General features: G+C 61.3%; 9 protein-coding genes. 5 read left to right on the forward strand and 4 right to left on the reverse strand.

Annotated features, from left to right (window positions below; all coding sequences use genetic code 11):
- On the reverse strand, positions 1-9,475 hold a 9,475-nt coding region (locus AC1DWG_RS06830), incomplete at its 3' end, for a peroxidase family protein (protein ID WP_477787541.1).
- A gap of 673 nt (positions 9,476-10,148) precedes the next feature.
- Here AC1DWG_RS06830 and AC1DWG_RS06835 point away from each other — a divergent pair.
- From AC1DWG_RS06835 to AC1DWG_RS06855, 5 genes are all read left to right on the forward strand, one after another.
- Complete coding sequence (locus AC1DWG_RS06835; RefSeq protein ID WP_477765326.1) at positions 10,149-11,885, forward strand: type I secretion system permease/ATPase; 1,737 nt, start codon at positions 10,149-10,151, stop codon at positions 11,883-11,885.
- A gap of 6 nt (positions 11,886-11,891) precedes the next feature.
- On the forward strand, positions 11,892-13,232 hold the full coding sequence (locus AC1DWG_RS06840) for an HlyD family type I secretion periplasmic adaptor subunit (RefSeq protein ID WP_477754737.1): 1,341 nt from the start codon (positions 11,892-11,894) through the stop codon (positions 13,230-13,232).
- Between the two features lies 1 nt (position 13,233).
- A complete protein-coding gene (locus AC1DWG_RS06845) occupies positions 13,234-14,562 on the forward strand; it encodes a TolC family outer membrane protein (protein ID WP_477765327.1) in 1,329 nt (442 codons plus the stop codon).
- Positions 14,563-14,808: 246 nt separating this feature from the next.
- Positions 14,809-15,939: a nitrilase-related carbon-nitrogen hydrolase gene (locus tag AC1DWG_RS06850; RefSeq protein ID WP_477765328.1), complete on the forward strand. Its 1,131-nt coding sequence runs from the start codon at positions 14,809-14,811 to the stop codon at positions 15,937-15,939.
- A gap of 3 nt (positions 15,940-15,942) precedes the next feature.
- Positions 15,943-16,983: an AraC family transcriptional regulator gene (locus AC1DWG_RS06855; RefSeq protein ID WP_477787542.1), complete on the forward strand. Its 1,041-nt coding sequence runs from the start codon at positions 15,943-15,945 to the stop codon at positions 16,981-16,983.
- Between the two features lie 344 nt (positions 16,984-17,327).
- On the opposite strand, the gene AC1DWG_RS06860 is transcribed toward AC1DWG_RS06855, so the two are convergent.
- The 3 genes from AC1DWG_RS06860 to AC1DWG_RS06870 all read right to left on the reverse strand — a co-directional run bounded on the left by AC1DWG_RS06860 (position 17,328) and on the right by AC1DWG_RS06870 (position 20,738).
- On the reverse strand, positions 17,328-18,158 hold the full coding sequence (locus AC1DWG_RS06860; protein WP_477787543.1) for a DUF2242 domain-containing protein: 831 nt from the start codon (positions 18,156-18,158) through the stop codon (positions 17,328-17,330).
- 203 nt (positions 18,159-18,361) lie between these two features.
- The gene (locus AC1DWG_RS06865) at positions 18,362-20,233 is read right to left on the reverse strand and encodes a SurA N-terminal domain-containing protein (protein ID WP_477765330.1); all 1,872 of its coding nucleotides are present in this window, start codon (positions 20,231-20,233) and stop codon (positions 18,362-18,364) included.
- Positions 20,234-20,465: 232 nt separating this feature from the next.
- Positions 20,466-20,738 (reverse strand): HU family DNA-binding protein, encoded by a 273-nt coding sequence (locus AC1DWG_RS06870; RefSeq protein ID WP_002552737.1) that lies wholly within the window; start codon positions 20,736-20,738, stop codon positions 20,466-20,468.
- Positions 20,739-20,874 lie beyond the last annotated feature (136 nt).

Here is a 20,874-nt window from a genome sequence, read left to right on the forward strand (position 1 = left end):
CCATCGTGTCGGCACCTGCGCCACCGATCAGGACGTCGTTACCCGCACCGCCCACGAGCGTGTTGTCGAGCGCGTTGCCGGTGCCCGCGAAGTTGCCGCTGCCGCCGAAAAACAGATTTTCGACGTTGGCACTCAGCGTGTAGCCCGAGAGCGAGGTCCAGACCGTGTCGTTGCCGGCACCGGCGAGCTCGGTCACCACGTCCCCGAGGTCGGTGACTTCGTAGACATCGTCGCCAACACCGCCGGCCATGGTATCGGCACCCGCACCCCCGATGAGAATGTCATTGCCCGCGTCACCATTGAGGATGTCGTTGCCGCCCAAGCCGTTCAGGATGTCGTTGCCATCACCTCCACTGGCCACGTCGTCGCCTGCCGTGCCGGTGAATATGTCGACACCCGCGGTACCGACAAACAGATTACCGACCACTGTCGTTGCGGCAGAGGTGACTCGCTCAACTGTGCCGAGGTCATCGGTGTAACTCGCGACGACACGCAGTTGCTGACCGACCTGCGCCGGGCTGAGCGTGAAGGTCGTGCCCGTCGCACCGGCGATGTCGGCAAAGACCGCACCGCTCCCCACCTGCCACTGGTGGGTAATCACCGAGGTCGTGGTCCCGTCGGCGTCGGTGAACGCATCCGTGGCGGTCAAGTCCGAGCCTAACGTGGGGGTCGTATCGCTGATCAGCACAGTGCCAACCGGCAGGACGTTGACGGGGCTGCCGCCGAGCGGCGCAGTTGGCGCGGTCGGCGCCGAGAACACGCTTTCCAGCACGCCGTGGGCGTCCTGATAGACGGCCCTGACGCGCATCAGCAGTCCCTCCTCAGCCGCGGTCACCGTGAAGGTCGGACCGGTCGCGGTTCCTAGTCCGCCTCCGAGCGCAATACCGATGTCGTCGAAGATACCGCTGCCCGGGTTTGTTTCGACCTGCCATACGAAGGCGATGGGACTGGTGATCGCACCTCCGCTAGCGACATTGTCCGCATCGCTGACGGTGTCGGCCAACACCGTCAACACTTGGCCAACGGCCGGCGTGCCATCGCTGATCCTCAGCAAGCCCACCGGCTCGGCGTTCAAGCCCGCCACCAGGACCAGCGACTGATCGGCGAACTGCAGCCGCTCGATATTGCTGAGCCTGTCAGTACCGTCCCGACCGACGACGCTGTCGGCCACGGTGGTCGTGCCGTCGACGTTCTCGATGACGGTGTAGTCAGCCAGAAGGCCGGTGTACAGGGCCGTGTCGAAGGAATGGCCAGGGTTAAGGGGGTCAGGCGCATCCGTCAGGATCTCACGGACGGCGACGAGTTGGCCGGGGTTGTAAGTGCCGTTGAGCATGAGCGGCACCAACGGGACCATGCTGTCGAACGTTGCGATCTCCGGACCTGTGCCATCAATGTTCTGCCGCACGCTGATACGTACGTTGAGCCACTTGTCACCGTCGATCAGGTCATCGCCACCACGGCCTTGGATGATGTCGCTGCCGCCGCCGCCGAGGACGATGTTGCCGGCGCCGAACTGATCGTCTGCCGTGCCCACAATGCCGTCCGGGCCGGCTGCTGCGGTGCCGACGAACGAGCGCAGGCCGCTGACCAGGTCGAAGTTGGTGAGCACGCTGCCCTGAGCACCGGCAGCCGCGATCACGGTGGCATCGGCATCATCGCCACGCAGGATGTCGCTGAAGTGCGATCCCGTCAGACCTTCCACCAGTTGGAACCGAGCCACGGTTGCGGCCAACTCCGGCAGTGGCGGCGCGAGAGCGATTTCGGCGAGGCCCAGGTCGACGGACACGCCGAACGGGTCGTCCTTGAAGCCGGCCCAGTCGTAACCGGAGCCACCCAGGTAGCGGTCCCCCGCGCCGCCGTTGCCGAACATGATGTCGTCGCCACCTTCGGCCATGAATCTGTCGGGCCCGCCGGTGCCGATGAAGATGTCGTTACCGCGTATCAGGTCGAGCCCGTTCGGGTCGAAATTATCGCCGGGAGCACCATCGGCGGTTCCCTTCTCGATCCAGTCGTCGCCTTCGTTACCCATCAGTTGTTCGTCGGCGACACTGCCCATGATGAAGTCGTCGCCCGCGCCGCCGAAGACCTCCGAGGAGTCCTCACCGGTGACGATGAAGTCCTTGCCGGAGCCGCCGAGGTTCAGATTCAGGCCGTTGCCACTGTGGATAACGTCGTTGCCGTCGCCGCCATGAATGGTGTCGTCGCCGCCCATGTCCGTGATGATGTCGTCGCCGTCGCCCCCGACCATGAAGTCGTTGCCGTTGCCACCCTCGAGGCGATCATTGCCACCGTCGCCATAGAGCGTGTCGTCGCCGTCGCCAGAGACGAGAATGTCATTGGCGGCCGAGCCACCGAGCACCACATGGTCTTCGCCGGTGTACTGCAGGTAGTTGGTATCAGGGCCGACCGTCGCAGGGTTGTCCCGAATGACCAGCGGCGTGAGGAGGATGCCGCCGACAGGGTCGGCATTGCCCGGCAGGTTGTCGGCGGCCTCATTGACTGGCGTCAATGGATTGTCGACCAGTATGCCATCCGGCCCGGCAATCACGCTCGCGTTGAACTGCCTGGTCGGGTCGACCTCCAGGGTAAAGGCCGGAGTCAAGAACATGACGGCCGGGAGGTGGGTCGCATCGGTGTTGGCCATCACCAGTCTCGCGAACGAGTTGTTCTCCAACTCGGTGACGAAGTTAAGCCCCGCGTTGCGTTCCAGGTAGTAGAAGCGGTCGGCGTTCTGCAGCTTCTCCATCTGGTTCTCGAACACGAAGTTGAAGGTCGAGCCGAGCATGCCGCCAAACGGCATTTTTTCCTCGGCGAGGCCGCCGATCCAGAGGTCGATGTTGTCCAGACCGGTAATGGTGACGCCGGTCGGGCCACTCGCCCAGGTGCCGGTGCTATTGAGGAAGTCCAGCCGGTCCGCCGGCTCGCCGGCGCCGCCCAACACCAGGAGCGAGGCCGCGGCGCGCTTCCCGTCGAGCGTGGCGGCGCTGGTAATGGAGGCGTGCGTGCCATAGGCGGCGATGAAGTTGATCAGCGATTCCGGGTGCTTCAGGTGTTGCACCAAATCGGCCCAGCTGATGTAGGGCTTCAGATTGCTGTCGCCAGAAGCGGTGTAGAACTCACGACGCGCCTCGTTCAGGGTCGGAAGCCCGGTATCACGGCCGCGCGCGATGTTGAGGGCGGGCAGGTCGAGCGGCAGGCCCAGCAAGTTGTTGCGCACCGCTTCGGTGACGAACTCATCGATCTCGTTACCGACCTGGCGCGTCACGCCGCGGACGATGGCACCGGCCGCCTGCGCAGGCGTCGGGCCGCTGGCCGCAAACGCCAGCGGATTGAGGAATGCCTGAATCAGGCCGATATCGCTCGAGACGAAGTTGGGGTCCAGCCGGTCGATGGTCTCGGTCAGCATCGAGTGGCCGAGGCGGTAGACCGCGTGCGCGAACTCGGCGACGATCGCCGGGTCGATCTCGGTTTGATAATTTTGGTGTTCGCCAAGGAAGGGATCGATGTTCGGCTGAATGGTACGCGCGAACTCTTCGAACACCAGGTGCTGGTACTGCATCTCGGTACCGAATTTCGCCGCCTGGAACAGGCGCTCTCCGTTCCAGTGCAGGGCAGCGATCTCAGCCGCGGTTGTTGGCAACACCAACAATTGGGCATCGGGCATCAGCCACTGGTTCAGGAAGTTGACATCGTTGGAGGCGATGGCCACATCCTTGGTGTGCTGGACCAGACGGTTGTGCTCCGAGTGGAAGATGGAGTGGACGGTGGTCAGGCCAATGTTCTCGTTGACCCGGCCGTCGCCGGCGATGTAGTGCGCGTCGAGCAGTTCATTGTCATAGAAGCCCGGCGCAGGCGTACCGCCAACGACATTGTCCGCATCGGCCGTCAGTGGCGCACCGGTCTGGCTGTCCACCGGAACGGCGTTATGGGCGACATCGATGAGGAACTGGTGGCCGGTGCGCACGGCATTGACCAGGCTGATCGGCGCAGCAGGATTACCCTCGACGAGAACATCATCGGCGGTATCAGCAATACCATCCGGGCCCCTCATCATGACCATCGGGAAGCCGTTCGGGCCCTTGATGAAATTGCCGTAGGCGTCGGTGGCGAGCAGCGGCACGTTGTCGAAGTCGGCATCAGTGAGGTTGATCCCGAGCAGGTCATGAGCTTGCGCCTTGACCACTTTCCAGGTAGCCATCCCACCGATTTCGACGTCGTCGGCAGTGCCGAACAGGCCATCGGCGCCCAGGTCACGATTGGTGATCAGCTTGCCGGTCGCCACCGGGTCGCCGGCGGCATTGAACTCGTAGGCGCGCAGGAACACCTGGTGCGAGGGATGCGAGGTATAGGTCTGGTTCTGGTCGACGAACGGCGTGGTGGTGTTTGCAGCCTCGTGAATGTCGTCGGCGGTGCCCAGGATGCCATCGGGCCCAGGCAGGTTGGTGGCGCGCGTCAACACCATGAAGTTGGTCGGGCTGCCCGGAACGAACAGCGGATCGTCCGGCTGCAGCGGGATGAACACCGTGCCGCTGCCGCCCTTGGTCACCAGGTCGAGGCCGTGGTCGAAGAACTGACCGAAGAAGGTCATCCAGGTATTGAACGGTGCGGACAGGCCCGCGTCCGGCGCCTCGTTAGGCATGAAAAAGGTCTGGAACGTCGTGCCGTCGGTACGGGTTCCAGTAACGACCTGCGCACCGTCCTTCAAGACATCGTCAACCGTGCCGAGGATGCCATCCGGACCGGGATCGAACGTGGCCGCGATCGCTGCCGGGTTGTTGGCGGTGTTGTCGGCGACCAGATTGCTGATGGTGCGAGGCTGCGAGTCGGTCACCAGGCCGCTGGTCTGGGCGTAAGAGGTGCCCGCCTCCGCCGTATCGAACTGTGCCGGAACCAGTCGCGGGAAGACCGTGTCGGCTGCGCCGAACTCGTTCTGACCCGCCACCAGGTTGTTGAACGACCCGTCGACCGTGCGCAGGCCCAAAGGCACCCGTGCATTCGGCAGCATGCTGAGGAGATCCTCACCGGCCGCATTCCTTTCCGAGATCAGAATCTGGTCGAGAATGAACTGCAGATCGGCCCGGATATAGTGCACACCAGTGCTGGCGACCGGAGTCTCGACCGGCAGCGGGGCTGCCGCTGGCGGAGCAACGCCGGCTACGACCGCTGCGGTTGGAGCAGAGAACACCGTCTCGAGCACGCCATTTTCATCCTTATAGACGGCCCTGACGCGCAATTCCAGCCCGGCGAGATCCGGGGTCACCCTGAATGTCGGCCCGGTTATGTGCGCCAATGCTGCGCCCCCGTCCGCAATACGGGTGATGTCCTGAAAGACGCCCGTACCCGGGACTGCTTCGAACTGCCAGTAGAAGGCGATCGGTCCGGTGATGGCACCGCCGGCGTTGTCGGCATCGGTCACGTCGGCAGCCGACACCCTCAGCAACTGACCCGTGGTCGGCGTAGCGTCCGGGGTGTTGCTGGCAGCATCGAGTATGGTCAGCAAGCCCAGCGGGTCGTTGTTGAGCCCGACCCCGCCAGGCAGGGTGAGCGACTGATCGTTGAACTGCAGCCGCTCGATATTGGTCAGGCGGTCGGTGCCGTCGCGACCGACGACGCTGTCGACCACGGTGGTCACGCCGCCCACAGTGGTGACGGTATAGTCGAGCTGGTTGCCAGTGAACAAGGCCGTATCGAAGGCGGGGGCCGCCGTCAGGATCTCGCGGACGATGACCAACTGACCGGGGTTGTAGGTGCCATCGAGCATGAACGGGATCATGGGCTCCATGCTGTCGAAGGTGGCAATCTCGGGCCCAGTTCCGTCAAGGTTCTGGCGCACGCTGATGCGCACGTTCAGCCAAATGTCGCCGTCGATCAGGTCGTCACCGCCGCGGCCTTCGATGATGTCGCTGCCACCGCCGCCGAGGATGATGTTGCCCGCGCCGAACTGATCGTCTGCCGTGCCCAGGATACCGTCCGGGCCGGCTGCAGCCGCGCCAAGAAACGCCCGCAGACCGTTGACGAGGTCAATATTGGTGAGCACGCTGCCTTGGACACCGGCAGTGGCGATCGCGAGCGCGTCGGCATCATCGCCGGTCAGCATGTCGCTGAACGCCGACCCCGACAGTCCTTCCACCTCGGGGAACTTGGTATGCACGCCTGCAACTGAAGGCGACAGGGCCGATTGCTCGAAGGCGATGCGGCTCATGTCCACAGTCACGCCGTAATGATCATCCTTGTAGGTGGCCCAGTCGAAACCGGACATGCCCAACATCTTGTCCGGGCCCTCACTGCCGATGAAGATGTCATCGCCGCCTTCACCGATCATTTCATCGAAGCCGCCGTCACCGCTGAAGACGTCGTTGCCGTCGGTCAACTTTGCCAGCAAAGCCGGTGGCAGGTTACCGGTGAAATTGTCGCCGGGGGCGCCGTCCTGGGTCCCGACCTCGATCCAGTCGTCGCCATCGCCGCCCATCATTTGTGCGTTCAGCCGGCTGCCGAGCATGAAGTCATTGCCAGCGCCGGCGAAGACCTCCGTAAAGTCCTCGCCGGTGACGATGAAATCGTTGCCGTCACCGCCGAGGATGATATTGGTGCCGTTGCCGCCGTGGATGACGTCGTTGCCGGCCTCACCGTGGATTACGTCGTCGCCGCCCATGTCGGTGATGATGTCATCGCCATCGCCACCCTCGATCTCGTCGTTGCCGTAGCCGCCTTCGAGGCGATCGTTACCGGCGTCGCCCCAGAGCGTGTCGTCGCCGTCGCCAGAGACGAGAATGTCATTGCCGGCGGTGCCGCCGAGCACGACATGGTCTTCGCCGGTGTACTGCAGGTAGTTGGTATCGGGACCGACCGTGTTGGGGTTGTCGCGGATGACCAGCGGCGTGATCACGACGCCGTTGATGATGATGCCGCCAGTGGGATCGGCATTGCCGGGCAGGTCGTCGGCGGTGCCCAGTATGCCGTCCGGACCGGCAATCACGCTCCGGTTGAACTGCCTGGTGGGGTCGACCTCGAGAGTAAAGGTCGGGGTCGAGAAGATGAGGCCCGGGAGATGGGTCGCGTCGGTGTTGAGCATCACCATCTTGGCGAACGAGTTGTTCTCGAGCTCGCTCAGGAAGTTGAGTCCCTGGGTGCGGTGCAGGTAGTAGAGCCGGTCGCCGTTCTGCAGCTTCTCGAGCTGGTCCTCGAAGACGAAGTTGAAGGTCGAGCCGAGCATGCCGCCGAACGGCATTTTTTCCTCGGCCAGGCCGCCGATCCAGAAGTCGATGGCATCAACGCCGGTAATGGTTGCCCCATTTGCCAGGTTGGCATAGACGCCGGTGCTGTTGAGGAAGTCCAGGCGATCCGCCGGCTCACCAACGCCGCCCAACACCAGGAGCGTGGCCGCTGCGCGTTTCGCGTCGAGCGTGGTGGCGCTGGTAATGGAGGCGTGCGTGCCGTAGGCGGCGATGAAGTTGATCAGCGATTCCGGGTGCTTCAGGTGTTGCACCAAATCGACCCAGCTGGTGTAGGGCTTCAGCTGGTTGTCGCCGGTGCCGGCGTAGAATTCACGGCGCGCCGCGTTCAAGGACGGGATACCGGTATCGCGGCCGCGCGCGATGTTGAGGGCGGGCAGGTCGAGCGGCAGGCCCAGCAAGTTGTTGCGCACCGCTTCGGTGACGAACTCATCGATCTCGTTGCCGACCTGGCGCGTCAAGCCGCGGACGATGGCGCCGGCCGCCTGCGCAGGCGTCGGGCCGCTGGTCGCAAACGCCAGCGGGTTGAGGAAGGCCTGAATCAGGCCGATCTCGCTGGAGACGAAGTTGGGGTCCAGCCGGTCAATGGTCTCGGTCAGCATCGAGTGACCGAAGCGAAAGACCGTGTGTGCGAACTCGGCGACGATCGACGGATTGACTGTGTCATCGAAGTCAAGGAAGGCATCGACCTGCGGTTGAATGGTGCGCGCGAACTCTTCGAACACCAGGTGCTGATACTGCATCTCGGTGCCGAATTTCGCCGCCTGGAACAGGCGCTCACCGTTCCAGTTCAAGGTCGACAGATCAGCAGGAACAGACGTGACGGGCGTCAGCAGCCACTGGTTCAGGAACGTCAGGTCGCCGGCGGCCGCTGAGGCGAGGACCGTGTCCTTGGTCTGCTGGACCAGCCGGTTGTGCTCGGAGTGGAAGATGGAGTGGACGGTGGTCAGGCCGATGTTCTCGTTGACCCGGCCGTCGCCGGCGATGTAGTGCGCGTCGAGCAGCTCGTTGTCGTAGAAGCCGGCGGCCACCGGGCCGCCGGCAATGAGGTCGGCATCGGCCGTCAGTGGCGCACCGGTCTGGCTGTCCACCGGGCTGGCATTGTGCGCGATGTCGATGAGGAACTGGTGACCAGTGCGGATCGCCAGCGATGCGTCGATCGGCGCCAGCGGATTGCCCTCGACCAAGCCGGTCGCGGTCACTATCTGCGCAAAGCCGTTCGCCCCCCGAATGAAGTTGCCGTAGGGGTCGGTCGCCAACAGCGGCAGATCGAGGACGTCGAGATCGTCGAGCTCAATGCCAAGAATGTCGCGCGCCTGCGCCTTCACCACTTTCCAGGTGGCCATCCCGCCGATTTCAACGTCGTCGGCAGTGCCGAACAGGCCATCGGCGCCCAGGTCACGATTGGTGATCAGCTCGCCGGTCGCCACCGGCTTGCCGGCGGCATCGAATTCATAGGCGCGCAGGAACACCTGGTGCGAGGGATGCGAGCTGTAGGTCTGGTTCTGGTCGACGAACGGCGTGGTAGTGTTTGAAGCGTCGTGGATGTCGTCGGCGGTGCCGAGGATGCCATCGGGCCCGGGCAAGTTGGTGGCCCGCGTCAACACCATGAAGTTGGTCGGGCTGCCCGGGACGAACAGCGGATCGTCCGGCTGCAGCGGGATGAACACCGTGCCGCTGCCGCCCTTGGTCACCAAGTCGAGGCCGTGGTCGAAGAACTGACCGAAGAATGTCATCCACGAGTTGAACGGCGCGGACAGGCCCGCGTCCGGCGCCTCGTTAGGCATGAAAAAGGTCTGGAACGTCGTGCCGTCGGTACGGGTTCCAGTAACGACCTGCGCACCGTCCTTCAAGACATCGTCAACCGTGCCGAGGATGCCATCCAGACCGGGATCGAACGTGGCCGCGACCGCCGCCGGGTTGTTGGCGGTATCGTCGACGATCAGGTTGCTGATGGTGCGTGGCTGCGAGTCGATCACCAGGCCGCTGGTCTGGGTGTAAGAGGTGCCCGCCTCAGCCGGGAGGAAGACTGGAGTGGTCAAGCGCGGGAAAAAGTTGTCGGCTGCGCCGAACTCGCTCTGACCCAGTCTCAGGTTGTTAAAGGTCCCGTCGACCGTACGCAGACCGAAAGCAAATTCCGGGCTCGGTATCAGGCTGGCGAGCGACTGGCCGGCCGAGTTTGCTTCCGCGATGAAAATCTGCTGGAGAACGAACTCAAGATCGGATTGATTAAAGTTGGCCATTTTGGATTGCCCTCGATCTGTCTGGGTAAAGGCACGGGACGAGAAAATCCTCCCGCGCCAAGTCAAGTGCTGGCTTGCGCAGTGTGTTGGTTATGTTTTTTAGCGAGAGCTCTGGCGTTACCCGAGACCCGGGATACCCGTCTGGAATTCGCGAAATGAATTGCTCGCCGGGCGATCAGGCAGAGCGGATTCGAGCCCTGGGCGGGCCATGGAATCTGGAAGTGAAGGCGAACGTCCTGGACAGCCCCTTCCCTCTGCAAAAGAACGGAATGATCGACATGATTCGGCTCCTCTCAGGAGAATCACCGCGCCTTGCGTTGCCAAAGCAATGGCAAGCTTCAGGCGGGCGGGCCACCCGATAACTAAGACTAAAGTTCCATAGCAAATTTTTGTCAATATTACGTCGTTAAAACAGACGACTGGTGCTGAGCCTCACAACTAGCTGTTTTTAAAAGACATATAGAAAGTTGAGTGCAGGTATAGAGCAAAATGTTATTTCGAACTGTTTCGCCGCCACCTACGCTGCTGCATAAGGGAGCAACGCAGCGATTTCGGAAGACTCGCCATCCATAGAGCGACCAGCCTGCGTGTCCATAAGCTGTTTACGGGACTACATTTACTGTTACCTGTTGCGCCACCAGGGCAACCGGCTATTCGAAGTGGGAGGACAAAAATGCCCAAGCAGTCGAGCATCCGTTCCGAACTGGCCGACGCGCTCTTTCGCATGCGCCGCAGTTTTTATTCGCTGGCAGCGTTCAGCGGCGTCATAAACGTCATGATGTTGACGCCAGCCGTTTATATGCTGCAGGTCTATGATCGAGCCCTGGTCAGTCGCAACGTCACGACGCTGGCGATGTTGACTGTGCTGGTGGTAGGTCTGTTCTTGCTGATGTCTACGCTGGAAATGGTCCGCACCCGCGTGCTGATCCGGGTCGGCAACTGCCTCGACATGGACCTCAACCAGCGCATTTTCACCGCTGCATTCGAGCGCAACCTGAGCCGCGCCGGAGGTAATCCGGCCCAGGCCCTGCAAGATCTCGCTCAGGTTCGTCAGTTCGTCACCGGCAATTCCCTGTTCGCTTTCTTCGATGCACCGTGGACGCCGATCTACCTGCTGGTCGCCTATCTGATCCACCCATTGCTCGGACTGCTCACGCTGATCGGCTCGCTGATTCTGATGGGCCTGGCTTATCTCACTGAAAAGGCGACGCAGAAGCCGCTGTCCGAAGCCAATCAGGCCGCCCTCTCCTCCGCCCTGTACGCCAACAACAACCTGCGCAATGCCGAGGTCATCGAGGCCATGGGCATGCTGCCGTCGATCAGCAAGCGCTGGTTCCAAAGCCATTTACGCATTCTGGAAATGCAGACCCTGGCCTCCGACCGCGCCGCCTTGATCAGCAGCACCGGGCGCTTCGTGCGCATCACTTTGCAGTCGCTGATCCTCGGCGCCGGCGCGCTGCTGGCGATCGAAGGCAAGATCACCCCGGGGATGATGATCGCCTGCTCGATCCTCACCGGCCGCGCACTGGGCCCGGTGGAACAGGTCATCGCGTCGTGGAAGCAACTGCTCGGCTGCCGTTCGGCCTGGGGCCGGCTCAACGAGATGCTGCATGACTATCCGCGCCGGCCACCGAGCATGTCGCTGCAGCGGCCGATGGGCATGCTGGCGGTGGAGAATGTGTATGCCGGTGCCCCCGGTACCAACAACACGATTCTGCGCGGGGTAGGCTTCAGCCTTGTCCCCGGCGAAAGCCTTGGCATTATCGGTCCATCCGCCTCGGGCAAATCCACCCTCGCCCGCCTGCTGGTTGGCGTCTGGCCGGCGCAGGCTGGCAAGGTACGCCTGGACGGCGCGGACATATTTACCTGGAACAAGGGCGAACTTGGCCCTTGGCTCGGCTACCTGCCACAGGACGTGGAGCTGTTCGAAGGCAACATCGCCGACAATATTGCGCGCTTTGGCGAAGTGGACAGCGAAGCGGTCATCCGCGCCGCCAAGATCACTGGCGTGCACGAGATGATCCTGCGTTTTCCGCAGGGTTATGACACCCGCCTGAGCACCGATGGCAGCCCGCTTTCCGGCGGCCAGAAGCAGCGCATCGCCTTGGCCCGCGCGTTGTATGGCGAGCCCAATCTGATCGTGCTGGATGAGCCGAACGCCAACCTCGACGACGTCGGCGAAAAGGCCTTGGTCGATGCGTTGGCCGAACTCAAGGGCCGCGGCGCCACCGTCATTCTGATTTCCCACCGTCCCAACGTACTCTGCGCCGTCGATAAGGTGCTGATGCTGCGCGACGGCGGCGTGCAGATGCTCGGTACGCGCGATGAAGTATTCGCAGCGCTGCGCAAGGCCAGTGTGATGCCGGCAGGCGCGTCGACCCCTCTGGCCTCCGTCAAAGCACGGGAGTGACCGATCATGCAAATGAGCCAACACACCGAGATGATCAAAGCCGATACCCGGAGCATGGTAGATCTGGACGTCGGTAAACCCGCGCGATGGGGCGTGTGGCTGGTGCTCGCCGGCTTCGGCGGCTTCCTCCTGTGGTCCTGGCTGGCGCCGCTGGATGCCGGCGTGGTCGCGACAGGCACGGTCAAAGTCACCAACAATCGCAAAGCCGTGCAGCATCTGAGCGGCGGTACCGTGGAGGCCATTCTCGTTCGCGAAGGCGATTTAGTGACAAAAGGCCAGGAGGTGGTCCGCCTCGACTCGTTGCGTGCCGTTGCCGAAGAGGGTGCGGTCAGCGCCCAGTACATCGTCAGCAAGACGGTGGAGAACCGCCTGGAAGCGGAACGTGACGGTCGCGATGTGGTGAACTTCGATCCCGAGATGCTCACGCGCTTCAAGGGTGATCACCGCCTGGAGGCCGCCATGGACCTGCAACAGCGCCTGCTGGACACCCGGCGCGCCGGACTCGCTGGCGAAATCAGCATCCTGCAGGAAAACCTGGCAGCCTCGGCAGTGCAGCTCAAGGGCCTGCAGCAGGTCTATAGCGCCCGCGCCTCGCAGATCAGCTTCCTCAACCAGGAACTGCAAGGCACCCGCGTGTTGACGGCCGAAGGCTATGTGCCGCGCAACCGCCTGCTTGAGCTGGAACGCAGCAATGCCGACCTCTCCGCCGGCCAGGCCGAGAACCTCAACAACATCGCCCGCATACGTAGCCAGACCACCGAAATCAAGCTGCGCATCCTGCAGCGCCAGCACGATTACCTGAAGGAAGTCGAATCGCAGCTGACTGAAACCGCCAAGGAAAACACCACCCTGGCCGACCGCTTGCGCTCGCTCGACTATGAAGTGACCCACACGGTGATTCGTTCGCCGATCGATGGCATGGTCCAGGGCCTGAGCATTGCCACCGTCGGCGGGATCATTCAGCCCGGCTTCAAGATCATGGAAATCGTTCCGCTCAACGAACCGTTGCAGGTCGACGCGATGATTCCCGTGCAGGCTATCGACAAGATGGTCCCCGGCCTGCCCGTGGACATTTCCTTCCCGGCTTTCAACCATGCCAGGACGCCAAACATCCCCGGCCGCGTGAAGACCATCTCCGCCGACCGCCTGATGGACGAGGAAAGCAAGCAACCGTTCTATCTGGCTCAGGTGGAGGTCACACCCGATGGCATGGGCCTGCTTGGCAGCAACCACATTCGCCCCGGTATGCCCGCCAGCGTCACCATCAAGACTGGCGAGCGCAACATGATCAGCTATCTTCTAAAACCAATGCTTGATCGTGTGGACAGCTCATTCAAGGAACAATGAGATGGAACGTCGTTGCCTGCTCTTCTGCCTGCTGGGGCTGTCCCTGCCGGCTGGTGCCATGGACCTCAAGCAAGCCTGGGATCTGTTGCAGTTCCAGGGCCCTATTTACCAAGCCTCCGTGCATGAAAAAGAGGCTGGCGAGGAAAACCGCGCCATCGGCAAGGCCGGCCTGCTACCGCAGATCAATGCCTCGGGTTACCACAACAAGGTCAATGGCTCCCAAAGCCAGAGCGGCATCGACAGAGATCTCCATTACGACTCAAAGGGCGCTAACGTGCGCCTGCGCCAACCGCTGTTCAACAAACAGAAGATGGCCGAATACCGCCAGGGTCAGCAGCGTGCCGACTACAGCAACGCGGTGTTCGATGCCAAGACCCAGGACGCCGCGGTGCGCTTGTCCGAAAGCTATTTCGATGTGCTCCTGGCCAGCGAAACCATCGTCTTGGCCAAGTCCAAGCTGACCGCCTTCGAAGAGCAACTCGCTTCGGCGAAGCGGCGCATGGAGCTGGGGGCCGGCACCGTCACCGACATCGACGAGTCGACCGCTCGCCGCGACCTCGCCGAAGCCGAGCTGATCGAAGCGCAGGACAACCTGATCAACGCGCGCCGCAAGCTCGAGGAATATATCGGTGAAACCCCCGAGTCAGTGACCACCTTGCGCCCGAGCTTCGATACACCACCGCTGCTACCGAGCAGCCTGCAGGACTGGTTGGTCAAAGCCCAGACCGATAGCCCGCTGATTCATGCGCGCCGTTATAGCAGCGACCTCGCAGCAGAAGAAGTGAAGCGTGCCAGCGCCGGCCATTGGCCAACACTGGATTTCATTGCCGGCTACACCGCGGGTGAGAGCCAGTCACTCTCCGAGTTGAATCAACGCAACCACTACGGCTCGATCGGGCTGGAAGTCAATATCCCACTGTACAGCGGTGGCGGCGTCAGCGCGTTGACACGCCAGGCCAGTGCCAATAGCGATAAGGCCGTGGACGAACTCGACGCCGCGCGACAGGAAGTCATCACCGAAACCACCCGTGAGTATCAAGGCATTCTGAGCGGCGCCAAACGTATTCGCGCGCTGGAGAAGGCAGTGGAGTCCAACGAACGCTCACTGGCATCGTCACGCAAGGGCTTCAAAGAGGGCGGCACCAGCACCAACTCGGACGTCCTCAATGCCGAAGAGCTGCTCTTCGTTGCGCGCCACGATCTGTTCGAAGCCAAGGTGCGCTATTTGATGTCGCGCCTGCGCCTGGCCTCATCGGTGGGCAGCCTGGGTGACGACGATATCAACCAGATCAACGACTACCTCGGCCCGGAACTGCTGGTCACCAAATAACGCTAACCTGCCGGCCGGTCGAGCCAAATGATGGCTGACCGGCGTTCCCCTCCTCGATCCCCACCCCGTCAAATCAGCTCTCATTTAACCCGGTCCTTCGTTGTGGCATCTCGGCGCAGGACGGCAGCCGTTAGCGAAAAAAACGTCAACGCTGAAATTTGCCCACTAAGCCCTTGATTCCCTTTATGCTCGATTCAGTTCCTATTGAAAAGCCACGCCCGGCTCCAGGCTGTAAACTGTTTCCCCATGCGCAAACTTTTGTACCTGACATTTTCCATGGCGTTGCTCGCCGCCCTCACGACCTACGCGATGTGGGCCGCGGACCGGCCGGTGGGTCATTACCTTTCGGACCTGCGGATCAACCTGGCTGTCGACCAGGGCACGCCTGCGGACCGTGGCAATCTGTTGGGCGTCCAGCCCGAACTGTTTCCTACCGACTATCAAAGCCCCGAGCGCTTGCATCGCAAGCTCGCGGCCTATCTGCAAGCAGCCCGGGACCAGGGTTTGTTGAACGGCAAGACCGTCGTGGTGTTGCCGGAACACGTCGGTACATGGCTGATGGTCAGTGGCGAGAAGGATGAGTTGTATCAGGCCAGCACCCTCAAGGAGGCCATGAACTGGCTGGCGGTGAGCAATCCCCTGAAGTTCGCCAAGGCGTTGATCAGCGCCGAGGGTGGCAACCGCCTGGACGATGCCCACCTGCGCATGAAAGCCAAGGCGATGGCCAGAGACTACCAGGCATTGTTCGGAGGGCTGGCCAGGGAATTCCACGTGACGCTGGTGGCGGGCTCCATCGTGCTGCCCGAACCGAGCATCATCGACGGCACCTTGAAAATCGGCCGCGGCGCGCTGTACAACAGCAGCGTGGTGTTCAACAGCGAAGGCCTGCCGATCGGCCAGCCCCAGCGCCAGATGCACCCGTTCTTCGCAGAACAGAACGGGATCAAGGCGAACGGCGAGCACTCGCTCAGCGTCGTTGATACCCCTGCAGGTAGGCTGGGCGTATTGATCGGCCACGACAGCTGGTACCCGGAAAACTACCTCAAGCTCAACGACCAAAGCGTACAGCTGGTTGCAGTACCAGCCTTTGTGGCCGGCCGTGGCACTTGGGATCAACCGTGGCGCGGCTACAGGGGTTCGCCGGAGCCGGCATCGGTCAACTTGAAGCCTGGAGAAGTCAGTGAAGGCCAGGCCTGGCAGCGCCTGACCCTCACGACCCAGATACCGGCCAGTCAGGCTGTCGCTGGCATGAGTGTGTTCCTGCGGGGTCAGTTCTGGGATCAGGGCAGCGCCGGGCACAGTTTTCTCAGCAGTAACGGCCAGCACTTTGCCGACGGCAACGCCCAGGGTGCGCGTTTGCTGAACCTCTGGTTGTAAGCCATGAAACCGCAGCCGATGCGCCTCGGCGATCTGTCGGTGGGCTTTGTTCATAGCCTGGCCGATGCCGTGCGCAGTCATGGCATCGATCCGCAGCCACTGCTCGATCAATACGGCCTCGATGCAGCACGCCTGAGCGAAGCCGGTGCCCGACTGTCGATACCGCGCTACATGCGCCTGGGCCACAGCGCCATTCAACTGACCGACAACCCGGCCCTTGGCTTGCGCATGGGTCAGCTCAGTCGCCTGAGCCAGATCGGCCTCGCAGGGGTCACCGCCGCCCAGGCGCCGACCGTACGTGAAGCCGCGCGCTGCCTGATCCGGTTCGAAGCCTTGTATGGTTCGAATTATCGGGGTCAATCAAGCTTTCACGAAGACGCCCAGGGCGCCTGGGTGCGTTTCTATTCGATCAGCCCCTATAACGCCTACAACCGCTTCGTGGTGGATTCGATCATCGCCGGCTGGTTGCAGCAACTGTCCAGTGTCAGCCCTGCCCCGCTGCGTGCCGAACGCATCGAGATCGAATTCGAAGAGCCCGGTTACCGCGCGGCCTATGACGTTTTAGGTGACTGTCCGATTCAGTTTGGCGGCGAGCGCAATCAACTGCGCTTGAGCCTGGTAAGTCTCGCCCAGCGCAACCCCGAGCATTGCCCGAGCACCTGGAGACATTTGCTGCAACTGTGTGAGCGGGAACTGGAACAACTGACACGCACCCGCAGCCTGCGTGAGCGCATCATCGCGCTGCTGGGACCGTTGCTCAGTGGTGGCCGGGAGCCTGACCTCCAAGAGGTGGCGGCACGCCTGAAGTTGCCCACCTGGACCTTGCGCCGCAAGCTCGCCGATGAAGGCACACAATTTCGTGCGATTCTCAACGACACCCGTCGCGACCTGGCCATGACCTACATACGCGACACCGAACTGGCGTTCGGAGAGATCGCCTACCTGCTGGGTTTTGCCTCAGCCGAAGCGTTTCAACGCGCATTCAAACGCTGGAACGGGCAGACACCCGGCGAATTTCGCCGCAGCCATCGCCAATCCGCCTGATGCCTACAACTCGGTAGCGTCTTCCGCCGGCTCCAGTGGGTCGAGTTCGAAAGCCTGGTACTCGAGCAGTTCTTCTTGATAATCGTCCATTTTTGAATCCCCCAACCCGTATTGAAAAACGTCTGAATAAATGACCCATTCCATGAGCATAAAGTGCCCGCGTGAAAGAAAAATGACGCGGATACGACACTCTGTCGCCACTGAATAAAACGTAGCAGTTGGTCAGGAATTTATCATTGGTTTTTTTCGCGGGAGACCGCAGAACAGCGGACTTGCTTGATGCGGGTCAATCTTTTGGCTGGTCACAGGATCGGGTCATTTGATCCGACCCTGTGGGGTCACCCTCACTGGCCGGAGACAGGCATCGCCGGAATGGATTCGCTCGGCGGCGGCAAGTCACTCGGGTTCGACGGTGGCGTGACGATTTCCGGGGACGGTGCCGGCACTACACTCCCGGTCGGCGTGATCGGCGTCACTTCAGGAGGCGGGGCAACCGGCTCGGAGGCCGCAGGCGCCGCTTCAACGGGTACAGGTGCAGGGGCAGCTGCAGCAGGCTGTGTAGCGGGTACCGCTGCCGGTGCAGCCTTGGCTTCAGGCATGCCCAGGTCTGTTTTCGGCTTTTCGGTGATGTGCGCAGCCTTTTTCGCTTCCGGCGGCAGGAACAGCTCGACCAGTGCGAAGAAACGCTCGTAGAACTTGGCGGACGATACGGTTTCGCTGGCGACCTTGACCATCGAGTCATCAGAGGAGCCGATCGGCATCGACACCGAGCCCAACACACCCACACCGAGACTGGCGGAGTTGTTGGTTTTCTTCAGTGCGTAACGATCCTGCAGGGCGTTGGCGAATACGGTCGCGTGGTGCCCTTCGCTGCCGTCATCGGTACAGACCACACTGAAGCTGATCTCCATGTGGTTCTCGCCGGTCTGCTGGAAGCTCTTGTGACCGCTGACCAGCTTCGAATCGTTGCTGGTGATAATGTAACCCTGGCTGAGCAAGGCACGACGGGCGGCTTCACAGCTCTGCGCATCGGTTACCGGATAGTTGCGGGAAAAGGTTCCGGAATCGTCGAAGTTCTCATGCTCGTAGATGGCGGCCTTGTTCGATGAACAACCGGCCGCAGCGGCAAGCATGGCTGCCAGCCCGACAACCCGCATGGGAAGTGATTTAAACATTGAACATCCTGAGGAAAACGGTTCGGGGCATATTGTGCAACAGATCGATGCTTAGCGGAGCATCGATCGTGTCTTAAAACGGTTACAGGCTGATTGACCCCGGTTTTACGGAAAAGTCACCGCAGCAAATGACGTACGGCCAAATAAAAAGACCCCGGCCTTTCGGCCGGGGTCTCCTGTGCAGCGCTAAACCTGGTCAGCCATCAGTAACGCTTGATGTCCGCCTGGCTTTCCAGCTGCTTGCGATAAGCCGCAAAGTCTTGCTGGCCGATGCGGGAAGCGAGGTAGCGACGATACTGTGCTTTCTCGTCCTCGGTCGGCGCCGCTGCTTCGTTCACGCCATTGAGGCGCACGATCATCAGACTGCCATCAGCCAGCGTCACGCTGGTGAAGGTCGGCTTGTCCTTGGCCGCAGGCTTGGCCATGCGGAACAGCGCTTGCAGCACCGCAGGGTCAACACCTTCCTGAGCGCGGGTCGCCGCTTCGGTGACTTTCCAGGCCTGGCCACCTATCGCCTGATCCAGCGGGGTCTTGCCATCGCGCAGGCTGGCAATCAAGGCTTCAGCCCTGGTCTTGGCATCGGCGCTGGCGTGCTCCTTGGCCAATTGCACACGGATCGCGGCAGAAACGCTTTCCAGCGGCAATTGCGAAGGCTTCAGGTGCTCCTTGGCACGCAACACGACCACGGTTTCCGGATCGAGCTCGATGGCGGTGCTGTTCGCCCCCTCATCCAGCACTTCCGGGCTGAACGCAGCAGTGATTACGGCACGGTTGGCCGCAATACCCTCACCGCCTTCACGACCGAATGGCTTGGACGTCTGGACGGTCAGTTTCAGGTCCTGCGCTGGCTGAGCCAGATCGGACGATTCGAACGAGGCGTCTTCCAATTGCTTGCTCGCCTCAACGAAACGCTGCTCGACCTGCTGGGTTTTCAGACCACGGGTCAGCTTGTCTTTCAGACTGGCGAACGTTGGCACTTCTGGAGCTTCCACGCCCAACAGCTTGATCAGGTGGAAACCGAAGTCGGTACGAACCGGCCCCGAGACCTGGTCCTGGCCCAACGAATACAGGGCTTTTTCGAACGCTGGGTCGTAGACGCCAGGACCGGCATAACCCAGGTCACCACCGTTGTTCGCCGAACCTGGATCCTGGGAGAACTCCTTGGCCAGCGCCTCGAATTTCTCACCCTTGGCCAGACGGGCCTGAATTTCTTCGATCTTCGCCTTGGCTTGCGCCTCGGTGGTCTTGTCGTTCACTTCAATCAGAATGTGCGCAGCCCGACGTTGCTCGGACAGGTTCGCGATTTCTTTCTGATAGGCCGCTTGCAGGTCTTCGTCGTTGACGCTGACCTGGTCGAAGAAGGAAGCCTTCTTCAGCTCGAGGTAATCGATGACCACCTGATCCGGCGTCATGAATTCCTTGGCGTGTTCGTCGTAATAAGCCTTGACCTCATCGTCGGTCAGCTTCACAGCCGACAGATCGGCCTTGATGTTCAGGGAGGCGAAATCGCGGGTCTGTTTTTCCAGACGGGCAAACGCCAGCACCTGTGCATCGGTCACGAAACCGCTACCTGCCAGGCCGGCACGCAGCTGACCAATCAGCATTTCCTGGGCCAGCATCTGGCGGAATTGCATGCGGCTATAGCCGAGTTGGCGAATCACCTGGTCGAAACGCTCGGTGCTGAACTTGCCATCAACCTGAAACTCTGGTGTTTGCAGGATGACCTGATCAAGCGCCGCTTCGGAGAAAGCGAATTTTGAGTTTTCTGCGCCTTGCAGCAGCAGTTTGCGATCGATCAGGCCCTTGAGCGCCGATTCGCGCAACATTTTTTCATCCAGCAAGGATGCATCGAAATCCTTGCCCAGCTGTTGCATGAGCTGACGGCGTTGCATATCGACCGCCTGGCTCAGCTCGTTCTGGCTGATTTCATCGCCATTGACCTTGGCCGCATCATTACTGTGCGACGTGGCCTTGAAAATGGCGTCGAAACCGGTCAAAGCCATCAGAACAACGATGACCCCGATAATAGTCTTGGCAATCCAGCCTTGTGAATTGTCCCTGATATTCTGCAGCATGCGTCCCCCAGAAACGGTTGAACTTCAAAATTAGGCAACCGTGGAGCGTGGGTAGAGTCCGGATAGAAGAAAGGCGCATCCGAGGATGCGCCTTCTCGTAACTGGCGGAGCGGATCGAGGGCTCGAACTGGCGACCCTCGGTGTCTTGAACCGGCGACCTGCAGTCAGGACTGCCGCTCCGCTGCCAAGTCAGGCATGACCCGACCCGGATGGGTAAAAACCTGAATCGAACTTAGTTGACAGCTTCTTTCAGTGCTTTACCGGCTTTGAAACCTGGTTTTTTGGCGGCTGCGATTTCCAGCGTCTTACCGGTCTGTGGGTTACGACCAATGCGAGCTGGACGATCAGTTACGGAGAAAGTACCGAAACCAACCAGAACAACAGAGTCGCCAGCCTTGAGAGCGCCAGTGACGGATTCGATTACAGCGTCCAGCGCACGGCCAGCAGCAGCTTTCGGGATATCAGCGGATGCAGCGATAGCATCAATCAGTTCCGACTTGTTCACTCTAAGTCCCCTTATATCTATTTGAGTATGATTCTAAGTTTTTTTGGTGAAAGCAAAAACGAGTGCTGAATGGCCTACAGACACTTAAGAGCCGCTTTATAACAAGGGCTCTAAAAAGCTGTCAAGAAAGCCCCCC

It is taken from the genome of Pseudomonas sp. P4_B3, assembly GCF_056402295.1.

Coding starts and splice junctions, on each gene's coding strand:
- AC1DWG_RS06840 (WP_477754737.1), top strand. CDS start 11,892: ATGCAAATGAGCCAACACACCGAGATGATCAAAGCCGATACCCGGAGC.
- AC1DWG_RS06845 (WP_477765327.1), top strand. CDS start 13,234: ATGGAACGTCGTTGCCTGCTCTTCTGCCTGCTGGGGCTGTCCCTGCCG.
- AC1DWG_RS06835 (WP_477765326.1), top strand. CDS start 10,149: ATGCCCAAGCAGTCGAGCATCCGTTCCGAACTGGCCGACGCGCTCTTT.
- AC1DWG_RS06860 (WP_477787543.1), bottom strand. CDS start 18,158: ATGTTTAAATCACTTCCCATGCGGGTTGTCGGGCTGGCAGCCATGCTT.
- AC1DWG_RS06855 (WP_477787542.1), top strand. CDS start 15,943: ATGAAACCGCAGCCGATGCGCCTCGGCGATCTGTCGGTGGGCTTTGTT.
- AC1DWG_RS06865 (WP_477765330.1), bottom strand. CDS start 20,233: ATGCTGCAGAATATCAGGGACAATTCACAAGGCTGGATTGCCAAGACT.
- AC1DWG_RS06850 (WP_477765328.1), top strand. CDS start 14,809: ATGCGCAAACTTTTGTACCTGACATTTTCCATGGCGTTGCTCGCCGCC.